General features: G+C 70.1%; 18 protein-coding genes. 8 read left to right on the top strand and 10 right to left on the bottom strand.

Annotated elements, in window-relative coordinates; translation table 11 throughout:
* The first annotated feature begins 151 nt into the window (after positions 1-151).
* Positions 152-2032 carry a Xaa-Pro dipeptidyl-peptidase gene (locus ACIBI9_RS12355; RefSeq protein WP_397222050.1) on the top strand — a complete coding sequence of 627 codons (1881 nt, stop codon included), beginning with the start codon at positions 152-154 and terminating at the stop codon, positions 2030-2032.
* A 3-nt stretch (positions 2033-2035) separates the two neighbouring features.
* Here the strand turns inward: ACIBI9_RS12355 and ACIBI9_RS12350 are convergent, their stop codons facing one another.
* Positions 2036-3262: a M20 family metallopeptidase gene (locus tag ACIBI9_RS12350; RefSeq protein WP_397222049.1), complete on the bottom strand. Its 1227-nt coding sequence runs from the start codon at positions 3260-3262 to the stop codon at positions 2036-2038.
* A 493-nt stretch (positions 3263-3755) separates the two neighbouring features.
* Here ACIBI9_RS12350 and ACIBI9_RS12345 point away from each other — a divergent pair, with 493 nt between their 5' ends.
* Positions 3756-5147: a peptide ligase PGM1-related protein gene (locus tag ACIBI9_RS12345; RefSeq protein WP_397222048.1), complete on the top strand. Its 1392-nt coding sequence runs from the start codon at positions 3756-3758 to the stop codon at positions 5145-5147.
* Here the strand turns inward: ACIBI9_RS12345 and ACIBI9_RS12340 are convergent.
* Entirely contained in the window at positions 5119-5352 is a 234-nt protein-coding gene (locus ACIBI9_RS12340) for an SCO4848 family membrane protein (protein WP_397222047.1), read from the bottom strand. The two genes, ACIBI9_RS12345 and ACIBI9_RS12340, sit on opposite strands and share 29 nt — an antisense overlap.
* 83 nt (positions 5353-5435) lie before the next feature.
* On the opposite strand from ACIBI9_RS12340, the gene ACIBI9_RS12335 reads away from it, so the two are divergent.
* Positions 5436-6548 (top strand): D-alanyl-D-alanine carboxypeptidase family protein, encoded by a 1113-nt coding sequence (locus tag ACIBI9_RS12335; protein ID WP_397222046.1) that lies wholly within the window; start codon positions 5436-5438, stop codon positions 6546-6548.
* On the opposite strand, the gene ACIBI9_RS12330 is transcribed toward ACIBI9_RS12335, so the two are convergent.
* Together ACIBI9_RS12330 and ACIBI9_RS12325 are read right to left on the bottom strand one after the other, a co-directional pair.
* On the bottom strand, positions 6537-7499 hold the full coding sequence (locus ACIBI9_RS12330) for a YihY/virulence factor BrkB family protein (protein WP_397222045.1): 963 nt from the start codon (positions 7497-7499) through the stop codon (positions 6537-6539). The genes ACIBI9_RS12335 and ACIBI9_RS12330 overlap by 12 nt on opposite strands.
* A gap of 44 nt (positions 7500-7543) precedes the next feature.
* Complete coding sequence (locus ACIBI9_RS12325; protein WP_397222044.1) at positions 7544-8824, bottom strand: amidohydrolase family protein; 1281 nt, start codon at positions 8822-8824, stop codon at positions 7544-7546.
* 61 nt (positions 8825-8885) lie between these two features.
* Between ACIBI9_RS12325 and ACIBI9_RS12320 the strand changes: the two genes are divergently transcribed.
* Positions 8886-9389, top strand: a complete 504-nt coding sequence (locus ACIBI9_RS12320; RefSeq protein ID WP_397222043.1) for a MarR family winged helix-turn-helix transcriptional regulator — start codon at positions 8886-8888, stop codon at positions 9387-9389.
* 7 nt (positions 9390-9396) lie between these two features.
* Here the strand turns inward: ACIBI9_RS12320 and ACIBI9_RS12315 are convergent, their stop codons facing one another.
* Positions 9397-10275, bottom strand: coding sequence for a haloalkane dehalogenase (locus ACIBI9_RS12315; RefSeq protein WP_397222042.1), 879 nt, complete (start codon positions 10273-10275; stop codon positions 9397-9399).
* An 85-nt stretch (positions 10276-10360) separates the two neighbouring features.
* Here ACIBI9_RS12315 and ACIBI9_RS12310 point away from each other — a divergent pair, with 85 nt between their 5' ends.
* The 3 genes from ACIBI9_RS12310 to ACIBI9_RS12300 all read left to right on the top strand — a co-directional run bounded on the left by ACIBI9_RS12310 (position 10361) and on the right by ACIBI9_RS12300 (position 12368).
* Complete coding sequence (locus ACIBI9_RS12310) at positions 10361-10834, top strand: MarR family winged helix-turn-helix transcriptional regulator (RefSeq protein WP_397222041.1); 474 nt, start codon at positions 10361-10363, stop codon at positions 10832-10834.
* A 71-nt stretch (positions 10835-10905) separates the two neighbouring features.
* Positions 10906-12096, top strand: coding sequence for a helix-turn-helix domain-containing protein (locus ACIBI9_RS12305; protein ID WP_397222040.1), 1191 nt, complete (start codon positions 10906-10908; stop codon positions 12094-12096).
* A gap of 77 nt (positions 12097-12173) precedes the next feature.
* On the top strand, positions 12174-12368 hold the full coding sequence (locus ACIBI9_RS12300) for a hypothetical protein (RefSeq protein ID WP_397222039.1): 195 nt from the start codon (positions 12174-12176) through the stop codon (positions 12366-12368).
* A gap of 119 nt (positions 12369-12487) precedes the next feature.
* On the opposite strand, the gene ACIBI9_RS12295 is transcribed toward ACIBI9_RS12300, so the two are convergent.
* From ACIBI9_RS12295 to ACIBI9_RS12285, 3 genes are all read right to left on the bottom strand, one after another.
* Positions 12488-13306, bottom strand: a complete 819-nt coding sequence (locus ACIBI9_RS12295; protein WP_397222038.1) for an alpha/beta fold hydrolase — start codon at positions 13304-13306, stop codon at positions 12488-12490.
* A 170-nt stretch (positions 13307-13476) separates the two neighbouring features.
* On the bottom strand, positions 13477-15045 hold the full coding sequence (locus ACIBI9_RS12290; RefSeq protein ID WP_397222037.1) for an MDR family MFS transporter: 1569 nt from the start codon (positions 15043-15045) through the stop codon (positions 13477-13479).
* A gap of 313 nt (positions 15046-15358) precedes the next feature.
* Entirely contained in the window at positions 15359-16030 is a 672-nt protein-coding gene (locus tag ACIBI9_RS12285; RefSeq protein ID WP_397222036.1) for a sulfotransferase family protein, read from the bottom strand.
* Between the two features lie 155 nt (positions 16031-16185).
* Between ACIBI9_RS12285 and ACIBI9_RS12280 the strand changes: the two genes are divergently transcribed.
* Positions 16186-16803: a TetR/AcrR family transcriptional regulator gene (locus ACIBI9_RS12280; protein WP_397222035.1), complete on the top strand. Its 618-nt coding sequence runs from the start codon at positions 16186-16188 to the stop codon at positions 16801-16803.
* A gap of 36 nt (positions 16804-16839) precedes the next feature.
* Here ACIBI9_RS12280 and ACIBI9_RS12275 read toward each other — a convergent pair whose 3' ends face one another.
* A complete protein-coding gene (locus ACIBI9_RS12275; RefSeq protein ID WP_397222034.1) occupies positions 16840-17040 on the bottom strand; it encodes a hypothetical protein in 201 nt (66 codons plus the stop codon).
* Positions 17037-17645, bottom strand: a complete 609-nt coding sequence (locus tag ACIBI9_RS12270) for a hypothetical protein (protein WP_397222033.1) — start codon at positions 17643-17645, stop codon at positions 17037-17039. The genes ACIBI9_RS12275 and ACIBI9_RS12270 overlap by 4 nt, the downstream gene beginning before the upstream one ends.
* Between the last annotated feature and the right edge of the window lie 182 nt (positions 17646-17827).

Genomic DNA, 17827 nt, shown 5'->3' with positions numbered 1-17827 from the left:
TTATCGACATCACTCGCGTCCGTGACCTGAAGGACGAATCGGGCGCAATCCCAGAGACTTGGAAAGATTTGCCCAACTTTGACCCCTTGTGCCGGCGCGGATCATGACGGAGATTCCGACAGACGGTGGAAACCTGATCTCGGAGCCCCGTATGCATCCTTGGAAGGCATTGACCGTGCCGCTGGCCACGCTGCTCGTCGTGGCCCTGAGTGGAACCACGCCCGCCACGGCCGGCACCCCGGCCATCAAGATCGAGAACAACGCCACCCAGCCCGTCTTCTCCCGCGCGGACGCCGTCAAGCAGACAGTGTTCGTCGAGGTCGAGGGCACCGACAGCGACAACGACGGCAAGCCCGACCGGGTCGCCGTCGACATCCTGCGCCCAAAGGAGACCGACCAGGGCCTGAAGGTCCCGGTCATCATGGAGGCCAGCCCGTACTACGCCGGCGGCAACGACGTCGCCAACCACCCCGTGGACGTGGACGCGAACGGCAACCCGCTGCCCGCCCTCGCCGCGGCCAGGAACAAGCTGGCCACCGAGCCCTTCGACGGCTACTACGACAACTACTTCCTGCCCCGCGGGTACGCCATCGCGCTGGTGGAGAACCTCGGCAGCGGCCGCGCCACCGGCTGCCCCACCTCCGGCGACCGCAACGAGACGGCCGGCCCGAAGGCCGCGATCGACTGGCTGAACGGCCGCGCCAAGGGCTTCGACGCCGGCGGCAACCCGGTCGAGGCCACCTGGTCGACGGGCAAGGTCGGCATGATCGGCGTCTCGTACAACGGCACGCTGCCCAACGCGGTCGCCACGACCGGCGTCGAGGGCCTGAAGACGATCGTGCCGATCGCCTCGATCTCCAGCTGGTACGACTACTACCGCGCCAACGGCGGCGTCCTGGCGCCCGGCGGCTTCCAGGGCGAGGACCTGGACGTGCTGGCCAAGTACGTGCTGACCAGGCAGGACGGCCAGGCGGCCTGCGGCGCGCTGATCGACGGGATCACCACGGCCCAGGACCGGATCACCGGCGACTACAGCGCGATGTGGGACGCCCGCAACTACCTGAACGACGTCGGCAAGGTCAAGGCCAGCGTCTTCCTCGTGCACGGGCTCAACGACTGGAACGTCAAGACCAAGCAGTTCGCCCAGTGGTGGTACGCCCTGGCCAAGCGGCACGTGCCGCGCAAGATCTGGCTGCACCAGGGCACCCACATGAACCCCTTCAGCCTGCGCACGGTCGAGTGGCTGCGCCAGCTGCACGGCTGGTTCGACTACTGGCTGTACGGGATCGACTCGGGCATCATGCGCGAGCCGCAGGCCGACGTGGAGATCGCGCCCGGCCGGTGGGCCCAGCACGCCTCATGGCCGCTGCCCGGCGCGGCCACGGTGCCGCTCCGGCTGGGCTCGGGCTCGAAGCTGGGCCTGCTGCCCAGCCCGCACGCGGCCAGGGAGTCGTTCGTGGACCAGAAGGCCAGGACGGCCGAGCAGCTGGTGGAGGCCACGGGGTCCGATCCGAACCGGCTGGCGTACCTGACCGGCGACCTGCCCGCCGACGTGCGGATCTCCGGCACCCCGACGGTGTCGGTACGGGCCTCGTTCAAGGACGGCGCGTCGCCGTACCTGACGGCGCTGCTGGTGGACTACGGCACGGATGTCCGCGCGAACGGCTCGCTGGTCTCGACCGGCCAGTCCTACTGCTACGGCGAGGGCGTCCCGGGTGACACGGGCTGCACGACGCTCAGGACGCTCGGCACCTCGACGACCCCGTACAAGATCGTCACCAGGGGCTGGCTGGACGTCCGCAACCGGCACCGCCCGGACCGGACCGAGGCCCTGCGCCCGGGCAAGGAGTACACGTTCACGTGGGACTTCCAGCCGACGGACTACCTGTTCAAGAAGGGCCACCGGCTGGGCCTCGTGATCATCTCGACCGACTTCGACTACACCCTGCGCTACCCGCCGGGCACGAAGATCACGGTCTCGCCCGGACAGTCGTCGCTGCGACTGCCCGTGGTGCTCGGCAAGCTGCTGTAGGGACTAGGCCATCGCGGTGGTGGTGACCGTGTCGAGCGGGCCGACCTCCCACAGCGCGGTCAGCGCCGTGGCGGCCATGATGCGCACGCCCATCGCGATCGCCTTCTCGTCGACGTCGAAGGTGCCCTGGTGGATGTCGTACGTCACGCCGTCGGGCGAGCGCGTGCCCAGGCGGGCGAACGCGCCGGGGATCGACTCGAGGTACCACGCGAAGTCCTCGCCGCCGAGCGACTGCTGGGTCGGGACCACCGCGCCCGCGCCCAGCACGCGCTCGGCGGCCTCGGCCAGCATCTCGACGCTGACCTCGTCGTTGACGACCGGCGGCACGCCGCGCGTGTAGTCCATCTCGGCCTCCACGCCGTAGGCGCCGGCCACCGACTCCAGCAGCGACTTGATCAGGTCGGGCGCGGCGTGCCAGGCACCCTCGTCGAGGCAGCGGACCGTCCCGGCGGCCAGGCCGTCGTCGGGGATCGCGTTGGCCGCCGTGCCGGCCTCGACCTTGCCCCAGACCAGGCTCAGCGAGGAGCGCGGGTCGACCCGGCGCGACAGGGCGGCGGGCAGCTCGGTGAGGATCTTGGCCAGCGCGAAGACCAGGTCGGCGGTCAGGTGGGGGCGGGCGGTGTGCCCGCCGGGGCCCGACACCCTGACGACCAGCTTGTCGCAGGCCGAGGTGATCGGGCCGGCCTTGAGCCCGACCTGGCCGACGTCGACGCGCGGGTCGCAGTGGAGGCCGAAGATGCGGTCGACGCCGCTGATGCCGCCCTGGGCCATGACCTCGAGCGCGCCGCCGGGCAGCTCCTCGGCGGGCTGGAAGATCAGGCGCACCCGGCCGGGCAGCAGGCCGGCGGCGGCCTGCTGGGCGAGGAAGAGCGAGGTGCCGAGCAGGACCGCGGTGTGCACGTCGTGGCCGCACGCGTGGCAGACACCGGCCACGGTGGAGCGGTAGGGCACGTCCTTCTCGTCCTGCAGGGGCAGCGCGTCGATGTCGGCGCGCAGGGCGACGGTCGGTCCGTCGCCGCTGCCCACCTCGCAGATCAGCCCGGTGCCGCGCGGGAGCACCGAGGGGGTCAACCCGGCGGCGGTGAGCCGCTCGGCGATCCGCTGCGTCGTGCGATATTCCGCGAAAGCCAACTCAGGGTGCATGTGCAGGTCGCGGCGGAACGCCACGAGATCCTGCTCGGTCTCCGCCAGGAACGCGTCGAGTTCCCCCCGAAGCTCACGTCCCCGCATATGTCACCGTCCCGTCCATGCCGCGCGCACCAATATGTCTGACCACCGCGGCTCATCCGCTGTGAAAGCTCGTCATCCCGCCGTGGCCTCCCGGTCGAGCGGCACACTCGGCGGATCAAAAAACACACCCACTGGTCGGGGTGCGCGAGATCGTCAGCATGGGCTTTGCGTTCGTCTGTCGCGAGCGCCGCTGCAGCCCGGGAGCACAGCGGTCGGCCGTGAGCCCGATGGCGATGCTTCGACTTTATCGCCCCGGCGCAAGTTCGCGGTGACAGATACTCCAAAAGTTCCCGTGAGCATGTCCGTAACCCCAGGTGGTCACGGCCTGTGAACGTTCAGGTGATCCGGAAATGGTCACAACGGATCAGTAGATCATGACCCAATGCTGTCAGTTCAAACGTGGTCAGCGATTCCGAATCCTGTCACCTTCTGTCATGGTCATCACACTTCGGCGCTGGCTGCATTTGAGAAGAATGCGTGTTTCACTCGCAATATGATCACTAATATCCCGTTCGGGGAGAAGAGTGCTGGGTTGAGCATCTTCGAGCCGAGCGAGGGGACCCTGGTGGTCGTGCCCTCGCTCTCCCTTCCACAGGATGAGCTCCGCCGGATCACGGGGGCCAGGTCCTACGAGGAGCGGCTGCTGTTCCTGCTGCTCACGCTCCGCGAACCCGGGGTCAAGGTGGTCTACCTCTCCTCCGCCCCCATCGATCCCGACATCATCGACTACTACTTCGCCTTCCTGCCGGATCCGGATGACGCGGCCAAACGGCTCACGCTGATCAGCCTCGACGACCCTTGGTCTCAGCCGCTGACCAAGGCCCTGCTCGCCCGTCCGGACGCGCTGGAGCAGGTGCGCGCGGCCGTCGAGGGCGACGCCTGGCTGGTGCCGTTCGTCCTGAGCGAGCTCGAGGAGGAGCTCGCCTCGTTACTCAACGTCCCCCTCTACGGACCGGCCACCGCCCTGGCCTATTACGGCTCCAAGAGCGGGGCGCGCGAGGTCGGCCACGAGGCGGGCGTGCCGATGGCGCGGGGCTTCGGCGACGTCCGGCACGTGCTGGAGATCGAGGAGGCGATCGAGGCCCTGCCGGGCGAGCGGGTGATCGTCAAGCTGAACGACAGCTACTCCGGGCTCGGCAACGCGATCGTCACCAAGGCCGACAGGTCGCTGACCAGCTTCTCGGCCTCCGGGGAGACCTGGGCCAGCTTCACCGCGAAGATCCGGGACAGGGGGGCGGTGGTCGAGGAGTTCATCGAGCACCGGCCGCTGTACTACCCGAGCGCCCTGGCCTGCGTCACGCCGGGCGGCACCGCGCGGGTGCTGGCCACGCACGACCAGGTGCTCGGCGGGCCCAACGGCCACGTCTACCAGGGCTGCACGTTCCCCGCGGCGCCGGAGTACCGGGCCGAGGTGGGCTCGTCCGCCGAGCGGATCGCCGGCGTCCTGGCCGATCGGGGCGTGGTGGGGATATTCGGCATGGACTTCTTCGCGCTGAAGGCCGACGCCGGGTACGCGGCGCTGCTGTGCGAGATCAATCTGCGGATCGGCGGCACCACGCATCCGTTCGGCGCCGCCGTGCTGACGACCGGGGCCACGTACGATCCGGCCACCGGCCTCCTCATGTCCGGAAATCAGCCGAAGTTCTACACCGCGACCGACAATTGCTCCTCGACCTGCCTGCGCGGGCGCAGTCCCGGCGAGGTCGTGCGCATGGCCGATCGGCTCGGGATCGGGTTCGACGCGGAACGGCGTACCGGGAACGTCTTCCACCTGCTCGGGGCCGTCCCCGAGCACGGGAAGCTGGGCTTCACCTCGATCGGCGACTCCCGGGAGGAGGCGGACGAGCTGCACGCCCTCACCCGGCGTCTCCTGTGCGGCCCGTGACCCCCTTCCCGCGGCTCCCGCGCAATCCCCGCCAGCCGATGATCCCCAGCACGATGGCGAGGATGATGTTCACCGCGATCAGGATTCCGTGCACCACGTAGAAGCTGGTCGGATGCCCGTCGGCCAAGTTAAACCCGAGGTTCACCCACTCGAAGATCATGAATGCGCCCAGGATGATGAGGAATCCGGCGATCTTTCGTGACATCAGCGCCTCTCTAGTATCGAAGGTGGATCAACGGGGGATGTGTCGCCACATGGGCATTCACTCGAAGCTACGCTGAGATCGCCATGTGGACGAAACTCGTGCCGGTCACGGCACTCATCGCCTCGGTCTCGCTCACCGGCGGGACCGCATATGCCGCTCCGACGACACCGGTCGGGGGTGAGGCGCTGGGCAGCCGCGGCCTGGTGACGCCCGAGGGCGTCAAGGAACCGCCCAAGACTCAGGCTACGTCGTACGTCATCGCGGACGTGGAAACGGGTGAGGTGCTCGCGGCCAAGGACGCTCACGGGCGCTACCTGCCGGCCAGCACGCTCAAGACGCTGACCGCGCTCACGCTCATTCCCAAGCTCGACAAGGACCGCAAGATCCGGCCCAGCGCGAACGCCTGCAACCAGGAGGGCACGGCGGTCGGCCTGTCGGTCAAGGCGACGTACAAGATCGACGACCTGTTCAGGGCGCTGATGATGTCGTCGGGGAACGACGCGGCCATGGCCCTGGCCGAGACCAACGGCGGCGTCGCCAAGACCATGAGCGACATGAACGCCATGGCCAAGCGGCTGCAGGCGTACGACACCGTGGCCAAGACGCCCAGCGGGCTGGACAAGCCGGGGCAGAGCAGCTCGGCGTACGACCTGGCGCTGATCGCCCGCGCCGGCCTCGCCAATCCCGCTTTCCGGGGATATATCAGTACGAAGACTTCTAAGTTCCCCGCGCCCAAGGGCTACTACGAGATCAGCAACCACAACAAGCTGCTCTGGCGCTACAAGGGCATGATCGGCGTCAAGAACGGCTGGACCTCGAAGGCCCAGGGCAGCTTCGTCGGCGCGGCCACCCGCGGCGGGCACACGATCGTCGTGAGCATCATGCGGCACGAGGGCTACTTCTGGGAGGAAGTGGCCAAGCTGCTCGACTGGGGCTTCTCGGTCAGGGGCAAGGCCCAGCCGGTCGGCCGGCTCGTCGACCCGCTCCCCGAGGTGCAGGCCGCCCCGCGCTCCTCGGCTGCTCCGGCCTCCAAGGTCACGCCCGCGGCCCAGCCGCCGCTGCTGGACACGGCCGCCTCCAAGCAGACCGACTCCACGAAGACGATCGGGTCCGTGGTGATCGGCGGGGGGCTGCTGTTCGGGTTGATCTGGCTCGGGTTCGGCATCCGCCGCCGGCGCGGCCGCTCACGCACCTGACGTGCCCTCGCGGAGGGCCCAGGAGTCCGGGTTCGAGGACGGGATCGGGGTCGGAGAAGGCGGCGGGCAGCGGCCGGCGGTGGCCGTCCAGGCGGCCACGTAGAGCACGAGCCTGGCCGAGAAGTTGATCCAGACGAGCAGCCCGACGATGACGGCGAACGTCCCGTAGATCGGGTTGCTCAGCGTCTGCCCGAGCAGCAGCGTCGCCGCCTGCTTGAGCACCCCGAACCCGATCGCGCCCAGCAGCGCCCCCCTGGCGATCAGCCGGAACGGCCGGGTCGGCCGGTCCACCCACCCGAGCAGGATCAGGAACAGCAGCCAGTCGGCCCCCACGCTCGCCGCCACGCCCGCGAACCGCAGCCCCCAGGTCGCCAGTGCCGCCTCGCTCCCGAAGACGAACTCCATGACCTTGTCCGTGGCCGTGGTGGCGAACCCGGCGACCAGCACGGACGCGATCATCGTGGTCCCGATCAGGACGATCGAGGCCAGGTCGCGCAGCTTGCCGACGAGGAAGTTGAGCGGCGGCGCGGTGGTCATCGACATCTCGCGCAGGGCCCCGCGCAGCGCGTCGAGCGCGCCGAGCCCGGCGTAGAGCAGACCGAGCAGACCGATGATCCCGGCGGTCTGCCTGGCCGTGGCGATGGCGTCGAGGTTGAGCTGGGTGGCGATGCCGGGCAGCCGCTCGACGATCGCCTGCTCCAGCGCGTCCCTGGTGGTCTCGCTGGTCGCCACCACGAACCCGAGCACCGCGTACGAGAGCGCCACGAGCGGGAAGAACGACAGGAACGCGTAGTAGGTGACGGCGCCCGCCAGCGTGTCGCCGGACTGGTGCTGGTAACGCCGCACCGCCCTGATCACATGGTCTAACGCCGGCCGCCGTTCCCGCCAGCGGTTCACCTTGCGGCGGCCCCAGGGCTTGATCGCCTCGATCCGCTTCATCACGCTCGCCATCACGCGCCTCCTGGGGACCCACTACCCCGGCGCCAAGGCGACGATCAGGGGTTCGCCACCATATCCGCCGATTCGATCAGTGTGGAGAGGACCGCCGCCAGATCGTGGTGGAGCAACCGCCCGTCGCGCTTGACCACCCGGCCCCCGACGAGCACCGTGTCCACGGCGCTGGTGTCGGCGTTGAGCACGACGGCGCCGATCGGGTCGTGCGCCGCCGCCATGCCGAGCGTGTCCGTACGCAGCAGCACCAGGTCGGCCTGCTTGCCCGGCCGCAGCGAGCCGATGACGTCCGCGAGGCCCAGCACCTGGGCGCCCTCGAAGGTGGCCATGCGCAGCGCGTCGCGGGTGGTGAAACCTGTCCCGGCGCCGTCGGGGCGACCGCGTTCGAGCAGGTGGACCGTACGCATCAGGCTGAACATGTCTCCCGGCGCGCAGACGACGGTGTCCGCGCCGAGACCCGTCGGGACCCCCGCCGCCCTCAGCCGGCCGGTGGCGGGGTAGCCGAGGCCCAGGTTCATCTCGTCCACGGGAGCGAGCGAGGCGGTGCCGCCGCCGGCGGCGATGCGCTGAAGCGCCTCGTCGGTGTAGTGCAGCGCGTGCACGAACGTCGTGGGGGTGGACAGGAGGCCGTTCGCCTCCAGGAAGGCGAGCCCGCGCTCGGCGCTCTCCGGGCCGTGACCGCCCAGGTGCGCGGTGACGGGAAGGCCGAGCTCGGCCGCCACCCGCCACTCCTCCAGCGAGCGCTCCTCCCCCACGATCTCCGGGCCGAGCGCCGCGACCACCATCGTGACCAGCCCGGACGTGCGGAAGAGTGAATCGTGGACCCGCCGGGTCTCCTTGGTCAGCTCGCCGGAGTCGCCGCCGTAGCAGTAGCCGAACACGGCCCTGATGCCCGACTCGCCCAGCGCCCGTACGGCCGCGTCGGTGTGGTCCGGGCTGAACTGGACGTGCGACCAGTCGAGCAGCGTGGTGATGCCCGCGTCCAGGCACTCCAGCGCGCCCGCGAGGTTGCCCGCGTAGATGTCCTGGGGGCGGTGGCGGGGGGCGAGCTCGCCGAGGACCCGCCGCAGGTAGGTGTCGAACGTGATGTCGGGCGCGACGGCCCTGATGCCCGCCTGCCAGGTGTGGCGGTGGGTGTCGACGAATCCGGGAAGCACGATCCGCCCGGTCGCGTCGATCACCTCCGCGCCCGGGACGTCCGGCAGGCCGGGGCCCACTTCGGCGATGAGGCCGTCCTCGATCCGCACGTCCACCTCGCCCAGCACTACGGGCTCGGGCTCGGTGTCCACGACGACGCCGTTCCTGATCAAGATCGTAGATGTCATGGTCGAAAGCTTAACGAGAAGCTTTTTAGAAAGCAATATTGTGACAGGTATCCTCGATGGCGTGAAACCTGATGAGGTCGACGCGATGGTCCCCCGCTGGAAGGAAGCGGGCCTGTCGCCGTCGCTCATCGCCACCCTGGAGCTCAGCAAGCGGATGGCGCGGCTCCATCTGATGTTCGACCAGGTGGTCAAGGCCGAGCTGGCCGAGCTGGGGCTGACGTACGCCGAGTTCGACGTGCTGGCCGCGCTGAGCCGGGCGCCGGCGTACCGGATGAAACCGAGCGAGCTGTCGAAGTCGCTGTTCCTCACGTCGGGCGGGATCAGCAACGTGCTACAGCGGCTGACGGCGGCGGGATACGTCGAGCGCGAGGCCGACGCGGGCGACGCGCGCAGCCGCTGGGTCCAGCTCACGGAAGAGGGACAGCGCGTGGCGACGGCCGCGCTGGTGGCCTCGGGGCGGGCGTACGAGGAGCTGGCGGGCGGGATCCCGGACGAGGTCGTGCGCGAGGCGGCCGACGCGCTCCGCGAGGTCCTCTCCCGCGTCGGCCGCCGCCGCTACCGCTGACCCCCGGCTACGAGGCGCTCTCCCGCAGCCCGTGGCGGGCCGCCCAGCCGGCGATCGCGGCGGCGATGGCCTCGGGGCGGTCCTCGGGGGCGTGGTGGCCGGCCGGGCCGCAGTGCTCGGCCTCCAGGGCGGCCATGTTCGCGGCGCACCAGGCGGCCACCTCCTCCCCGATCAGCAGCGTCGGTGAGGAGTCGAAGGTCAGCAGCAGCTTGGGCACGTCAGAGCTGGCCGCGAGCCACTTCCCGTAACCCTCGACCCGCTCGGCCACGTCCGCGGGCTCGCCGTCCAGCGGCAGGGACCGCGCCCACTCCAGCAGCGGCCGCCTGCTCTCCCTGGTGGGGTACGGCGCCCGGTACGGCTCCTTCTCCTCCTCGCTCAGAGTCGTCAGCACCCCGCCCGAGAACGCCGTCTCCACGAGGAAGTTCTGGTCGAGCGCCAGCGCCTCCCCCTGGGCGCTCCGCAGGGTCTCGGCGCGGGCACGCGGGGCCTCTCCCAGGTCGCCCCAGCTCATCGTGCGGACGATGGTCTCCATGAACGCCACCCCCCGGACCCGCTCCGGATGGCGGGCGGCCCAGTCGAACGCGAGCGCGCCACCCCAGTCGTGCCCCACGAGCACCACCTCGTCCAGCCCGAGCGCGTCGAACCACGCGTCGAGGTAGCGGGCGTGGTCGCCGAACCGGTACGGGATGTCCGGCTTCCCCGAGCGCCCCATGCCGATGAGGTCGGGGGCGAGCAGCCGGCCGTCCAGCCCAGGCAGCACCTTCCGCCACAGATGGGACGAGGCGGGGTTCCCGTGCAGGAACACGAAGGGCAGGCCGGAGCCGCCGGAGTCCTCGAAGTACATGGTCGAGTCGAGCACGTCGATCGTCGGCATGACGGTTCTCATTTCACTTCGTAAGTGCGACTAACGTTTATGACACTAACGAACTTACATCGTTAGTGTCACTAACGCAAGGAGATAGGATGGGAGCATGACGGACGACCTCAGGGCCACCCCCGCACCGCTGCGGGCCCTGCCCAGCCGGACGCTGTCGCTGGTCGCGATGCAGGCCGACCGGCTGGTCAACGAGGGCCTGGCCGCCGTCGACGCCCGCAAGTGGCACTACGCGGCGCTCGTCGCGCTGCGCGAGTCGGGCCCGGTGAGCCAGGCCGAGCTGAGCAGGCGCACCGGCATCTACCGCAGCGACATGGTCGCCGTCATCAACGAGCTCGCGGAGCGCGGCTTCGTCGAGCGCGCCCCCGACCCCGCCGACCGCCGCCGCAACGTCATCACCCTCACTCCCGAGGGGCTCCAGCAGGTACGACGGCTGCACACGCTCATCGCGAGCCTTCAGGACGAGCTGTTCGCCCCTTTGAGCCAACCGGAACGCGAGCAGTTGTCAGGTCTGCTGGCCCGTCTCCTGGAGCATCACTCGCGCCCCGGCGGCTCCTCTGAGCAGGGCTGAATCCAGGACAGGCGATCTCCTGGAGCCCTAGCCTGTGGGATGTCGGGACCCACCCAGGAGGCCTCACGTCCATGTCCGAAATAGCCACCGGGCAGATGATCAGGCTCCAGCGCGAACGAAGGGGCATGAGCACCACCGCGCTGGCGACCCAGTCCGGCTGCACCCCGAGGCACATCGAGCTGATCGAGCACGGCAAGCGAACCCCCTCGCTCCCCCTGCTGCGGGAGATCGCCAAAGTGCTGGGCGTACGCACCGCCGTGCTCTTAGGGGAGACCCCGCGCGACTCGCACGAGCCCAGCCGGCCGCAGATCAGTGACATCGAGCGGGCGTTGTTCACGTGGCGCTCGCTGGAGCCCGACATCGAGCCGCCCGACGCCGACCAGCTCTCCGAACGGGTGGCTTCGGCCCGCAACGCCTGGTTCACCTCGGCGCACCGCTACTCGATCCTGATGGCGTCCCTGCCGTCCCTGATCTCCGACGCCGAGAACCTCGCGCTCGCGGACACGCCGCAGGCCCACCGCGTCGCGTCCGACGCGTACATGCTGGCCAGGGGCGTGCTCAAGCACCTGCGGCGGGTGGACCTCGCGCATCTGGCCGCGGACCGGGCCATGCGGTTCGCGGAGGAGTCGGGAGATCCGCTGATCCGGGCGTGGGCGTACTGGAGTCTGGGGCAGTCGATGCTGTCGGACGACATGCACCAGATCGCGTACGACGTCGGCCGGCGCGGCATCGAGATGCTGGAGCCCCACGTCGCGGACGGCGACGACCGCCACGTCAAGGCGCTCGGCGCGCTGCACCTGCTGACCGCGATCGGCGCGGCGCGCGGGGGCGACGACGACGAGGCCAGGGAGATCGTACGGGGGCCCGCGGCGCAGCTCGCGCAGCGCGTCGAGGACGGGGCCGACGTCTACGACCTGGCCTTCTTCGGGCCGACCAACGTCGCCATCCACATGGCCAGCATCGAGAACGACATGGGCCGCCCGGAGGCGGTGCTGCAGATCGCCGACGACATCGACCTGCGGCGCACCCCGTCCATCGAGCGGCGTGCCACCCACCTCAGCCAGGTCGCCCGCGCCTGCGAGGACGTGGGCGACGACGCCGCCAGCCTGCTCCATCTCCTGCGGATCGAACGCGAATGCCCGGAGGAGCTGGATCACAAGCTGCTGCTGAGGGAGATGGTGCGGTCCCTGGCGCGGCGGGCGCGGCCGTCGTGGGCGCCGGAGGTCCGCTACCTGGCCGAGCGCCACGGCATCGCGAACTGAGAGTTCGGGCCGTACGAACGAGGAGTTCTTCGGCCCGAGTTCGTCACGGAGCGGGGTGTGGGTGACACGCTGCGTTCATGACCACAGCGCCGAGTGCCGAGTTCGTCATGGAACGACTGCTTCAGGAGGCGACGCGGGAGTTCCCCGGGTGGTCGTTCCAGCGGGATCGCTCAGGCTGGACCGCCACCCACGGGGAGATCCGGCTCACCCGCCCCAGCCTGGCGGCCCTGCGCGCCCTGCTGCGCCTCCACCGGGGCGCCCGCCGGAACTGACTCGACGGCCGCCGGGGACTCGGCGTGCGCCGGGGTCGCCGGATCCGGCGCCTCAGCGGCCGGCGGGGCTCGGCGGATCCGGCGCCTCAGCGGCCGGCGGACTCGCTGGATCCGGCGGCTCAGCGGCCGGGCCGGTCGAGCACCTTGGCGGCGAAGGCGTCGATGACGGCGGCGACCTGACCGGGAGCCTTGAGGTGGGCGGAGTGTCCCTGCCCGCGCAGCACCACCCGCTCCACCCGCGGCATCACCCGCTCCAGCGCGTCGAGCCTCTCCGCGAGATGCGCCGGACTGCGATCGCCGCCGAGCAGCACGGTGGGCACCTCGATCCCCGAGTACGCGTCGAGCCGCACGCCGAGCGAGTCCATGCCCACGTTGTCCTCGATCTGCGACGGAACGAGCGCCCGCATCCTCGGCACCACCGTCACGAACACCCCGGCCAGGACCGCCACCCACGCGGGAACCCGCACGGACCCCCGCAGGAACACCCTCATCGCCTTCCCCGGCCGACCGGCCGCGATCGCCGCCCGAGCCCGCGCGTGCACCTCGCCGTGCGGCCCGCCCAGCGGCGCCCCGATCACGGCGGGCGGCTCGTACAGAACCGCCCCCGCGAACGCCGACGGGTCGGCCACCAGGGCCTCCAGCGCGATCACCGCACCTGAGGAGTGCCCGACGAGCACCATCGGCCCGCCGCCCAGCGCCGCCACCACGGCCAGGACGTGCTCGACCTCCTGAGCGACCGTGCAGGACGCGCCGCCGATATCGAGCCGGTAACGGCGACGGTGCAGCCGCACGACCCGATGGCGCGCGGTGAGCCGCGCGGTCACCTCCCGCCAGGACGAGCCGTCGTCGAGGCCGGGGTGAAGAACGAGAACGATCGGCCCCTGCCCCTCGTCGACGGCCCGCGCCTCGGTCCCGTCGGCCGTCATCACGCTGATCATCAGACACCCCCTTAGCGACGCTAAGGCAAATTTAGCACCGCTAAGGCCGCACGACTACTGGGGGCCGTCAACCAACGTGACACCACCGGAGCGATCAGGGCGTGGATCATCGCGCCATCGCCTCGCTGTCGTGGGCCTTGCCCGATGCCGGCTGGTCGGGGCGGATGGCCTCACCTACCGGCCGCGACCGGCTCGGCGTCGGGGCTGGCGGCTGGTGTGGCGGCGCTGCGCAGTGGGACCTGGCGGATGAACAGGGCCAGGATGATGCCGACGGCGGTCACGGCCGCACCCCAGGTGAACAGGGTGGTGATGCCGTCGGTGACGGCTTGCTGGAACAGGTGCCGGGCTGCTTCGGGCAGGGCACGCAGCGCTTGAGGGGTCATCGAGGTGGCGGAGGCGGCCACGCCCTGCCCGGCCGGCCCGGCGGCCGCCAGGGAGTCGGCCAGGTGGCTGGTGTAGACGGCGCCGAGCAGGGAGACGCCGAGCGAGCTGCCCATGTTGCGCAGGAAGGTCGACACCCCGGTGCCCGCGCCCATGTCGCGCAGGTCGAGGCTGTTTTGGGCGATGAGGGTGCTGGTCTGCATCAGCGCGCCCATGCCGGCGCCCAGGACCACCATGTAGAGGGCCGTCATCGTGGTGGTGGTGTCGAGGTCCACGGTGGCGAACAGCGCCAGGCCGACGGTGACGAGGATGGAGCCGATGATGGGCAGCGATTTGTAGTGCCCGGTCCTGCTGATCAGTGAGCCGCCGGCCAGGCTGACGATCATCGCGGCGATCATCATCGGCATGAGCAGCAGGCCGCTGTTGGTGGCCGAGGAGCCCTGGACGAACTGCTGGAACTGCGGCAGGAAGCCCGTGGCGCCGAACATGGCGAAACCCGAGATGAAGGCGACGGCGCCGGCGAGGGAGAAGTTGCGGCTCTTGAAGACCCGCAGCGGCATGATCGGCTCGGCTGCCCGCCGCTGGACGATCACGAAGGCGACGAACCCGGCCAGTGCCAGCGCCGCCAGGCCGAGGATCTGCGGCGAGCCCCAGTCGTACTGGGTGCCGCCCCAGCTGGTGATGAGCACCAGCGCGGTGATCCACACCGTCAGCAGCGCGGTGCCCCACCAGTCGATCACCGCCTTGCCGGTGCCCCTGGGCAGCTTGGCCAGGGTGATCCAGCACAGGACCAGGGTGATGGCGCCGAGCGGCAGGTTGACGTAGAAGGCCCAGCGCCAGCTCAGGTTGTCGGTGATGAAGCCGCCGATGAGCGGGCCGCCGATCATCGCCACCGGCATGGCGGCCATCATCACGCCCTGGTACTTGCTGCGGTCCCGCGGCGGGATCATCTCACCGATGATCGACAGCACGCCGACCATCAGGCCGCCCGCTCCCAGGCCCTGCAGCGCGCGGAAGCCGATCAGCTGCGCCATGTCCTGTGACATCCCGCACAAGACTGAGCCGAGCAGGAAGAGCGCCACGGCGGCGACGAAGACGATGCGCCGGCCGTACAGGTCGCCGAGCTTGCCCCAGATCGGCGTGGCCACGGTGGAGGCCAGGACGTAGCCGGTGGTCACCCACGCCAGGTGGTTCAGGCCGCCCAGATCGCCGACGATGGTCGGCAGTGCCGGGGCGACGATCATGTTGTCCAGCATCGCCAGCATCATGGCGATGACCAGGCCGCTCATGGTCACGAGGATCTGGCGGTGGCTGAACCCCAGTCCGGCCTGCTGCCCCGCCACCGGGGGACTCGTCACGCTGTCTCCTGCCATCATTGCGCTCCCATCGATGCAATAGAACTTACCGGTCGGTCGGCAAGCTTACTTGCTAACCGGCCGGTAAGCAATTGCGCGAGTTGCCGCTTCGAGGGGGCGGGGCTACTGACCTCCTGGCGGATCTGCGAGGTGTCGGCCTTGCCTGCCGGGCCGCAGCAGGCCACGGCCGTCCTGCCAGGCCGGGGTGTCGGCGTCGGTGAGCCGCCGGCGTTGACCTGGGGCGGTGCCCTCGGCCCCGACGTGGTTCATGCGGACCGGCCGTTCTTCCTCGCCGGCATCCGACGCGGCGCTGAGGTCATTGCCCACCGAGGTCGCTCATCCGGGCCCGCATGTCGGCCGTGGTGTTCTCGTGCGGGAACGGCTCGTCGGGAACCGGGAGGTCGAGTGCGGCGCACAAGGGCTGCCAGCCGTCGGCCGGCTGCCATTCCAGCAGCCGGTGCGCCGGCACGGTGGCGCGGACCTCGGCGAGGTGCCGCTCGTAGGCCGCGATGACCTTGTCGCGGTCGTGGGGGTCGCCGAACGCGCCGCCGAACATGGCCCGGATCATCTCCTCCATGGCGTGGGCCTGCTCGGGGGTGCCACCGGCGACCATCGGCGGCCGCGCGCCGGCGAAGTCGCCGCGTGTCAGCCGGCGCGCCCCTTCCAGCACCGTACGATCCATGCTCTGATACCAGCGCTCGACATTTTCCCGCCGGGACAGCAGCACCAGCGCGTCCGGGAACGCGGCGGACAGTTCCCGCCAGAACCACGACATCGGCCAGTCCACCCCGGCGGCGTATCCCGCGAGGAATCGCTGCCAGTCAGGCATGACACCCGCGTAGGCGTCGCGCCAGACCGCGGCGTCGTCCGGCCGCCCGAACAGCTCCTGCATGTGGTAGCAGGGCGCCCCGAGCAGCCGTTCCAACGCCGCCTTCAGCGACGTCGTCCCCGTACGCGGAAATCCCGCTCCCACAACTCGCAAACTCATGCCAGCCCTTCCTTCCTCGATCACGGCGATCCCGGTCGCCTCCGGCTGGCCAGAGGTGATTGCCTACCGGCCGGTTAGCAAGGTACTTGCTGACCGGCCGGTAAGCAAGTGGGTGTAGACTCTCCGGAGAGCTGAGCCTGGGAGCAAGAAGAGCGATGTCAAAGACGGAACAGGTGACGGCCGCGCGGCGCAAGGGCAGCCAGACGCGGGCCGAGATCCAGCAGGCCGCGCTGTCGCTGTTCACCGAGCGCGGCTACGACGCCACCTCGATGCGCGAGATCGCCGAGCAGATCGGCATCACCAAGGCGGCGCTCTACTACCATTTCGACAGCAAAGAGGCGATCATCCTCAGCCTCTTCCAGGACAATATGCGCGCCCTCGACGACCTGCTGGACTGGGCCGCAGGCCAGGCGCTCACGCCGGAGCTGTCCTCCGAATTCCTGGGCCGCTGGATCGCTCTGAGCGGCAGGCGGGGACTGCGGATCATGCGGTTCGCCGCCGCCAACCATGCCACCCTGCGCAAGGTGATGCCGCTGCGGGACGGCGGCCCGCTGGAACGGATAGGCAGGGCCACGCAGCTCCTCCTCGGCCCCGACGCGCCGCTGACCGACCGGCTGCGGGTCCGGATGGCCCTGCTCAGTGTGCACAACGCCGTGCTGGCCGCGCAGGGCACCGAAGCCATGGACGACGACATCCTCGCCATCGCCACGCAAGCGGCGACGCTGCTGGTCGGCGACCTGTTCCCGGCACCGCGGCTCCCCGTCCCCGAGTAAGCACGCAGAACGTGGACCTGGGATGGGACGGCACCCCTACTGTTCGTCCGGTGGTGAATCCTCCGCGGTTCGCAGGCGTGCCGCGTCCTGGTACGCCCGGGTCACGGCGGCGATCATGGCGAGCAGCGCGACGACGGGCGCGACGAGCCAGCCGATCTCCCCGGCGGCGTACCAGGCGGGAATCAGTTGCGCGGCGGCCAGGAAGACCCAGAAGCCGGGCGTTCCGGGGACTCTCAAAACCGGCTCTCCCATACGTACCAGGGGCCTTCGAGGTGCGTGTATCCGGTGTGGGACTCGGCGGGCGGCTCACCGTCGGGGCTCCACGCGAAGCCGTACCCGTCGAGGAACCCGGTGCCGCTCACCAGGAACCGCGCCCCGCCCTCGATCCGCTCGATCGACGTCAGCGGGTAGAGCCCCGCCCATTGGTCGTCGTGCCCGCCGGACTCGTCCCCCGAGGCGACCGTCCGGGCGAGCTGTTCCAGGCTCGCCTCCGAGAGCGTGAATCGGGCGGCGAAGGGCAGGTCGGCGTACACCATGCCGACCACGGCCACCCCGATGACGGGCGCGCATGCCCAGCGCACCCAGTGCCGTCGCAGCCCGGCGCGGCCGTCCGAACGCAGCAGGCCCACGACGAACCGGGCGGTCCAGACGACGACCGTGCCGAGCCCCAGCATCAAGCCCGTCAACACCAGCGGGAAGGGACCGCCGCCCGGCAGGCTCCAGTGGTTCAGGATGATCAGCGCGAGCAGGGCGACCAGGGGAAGCAGCACCTTGCCAGGCGGACCGATCAGGATCCGGGTGAGCTCTGGTAACGGAGGCTGCGCCGTGGCGTCGTCGGACACGCCGCGAGCGTATCGCGGCGCGTCCGGAGCAGGTCCTCTCCGCGCCGAAATATCCGTCCCGGGAGAGCCCGCCGCTGCCCGCTCACCGGTACATGGGACCAAAGACCCAGTGCCGTCGTCCTCGCGAAGGAGCCGCCGGTCCATACTTGCGCCCGATTCACAGTCGTCCGGAGGCCGTTGAA

This window comes from Nonomuraea sp. NPDC050451 (assembly GCF_044458585.1).
Note: the sequence above shows the minus strand (reverse complement) of the source record. Positions and strands in the feature narration are given on the sequence as shown.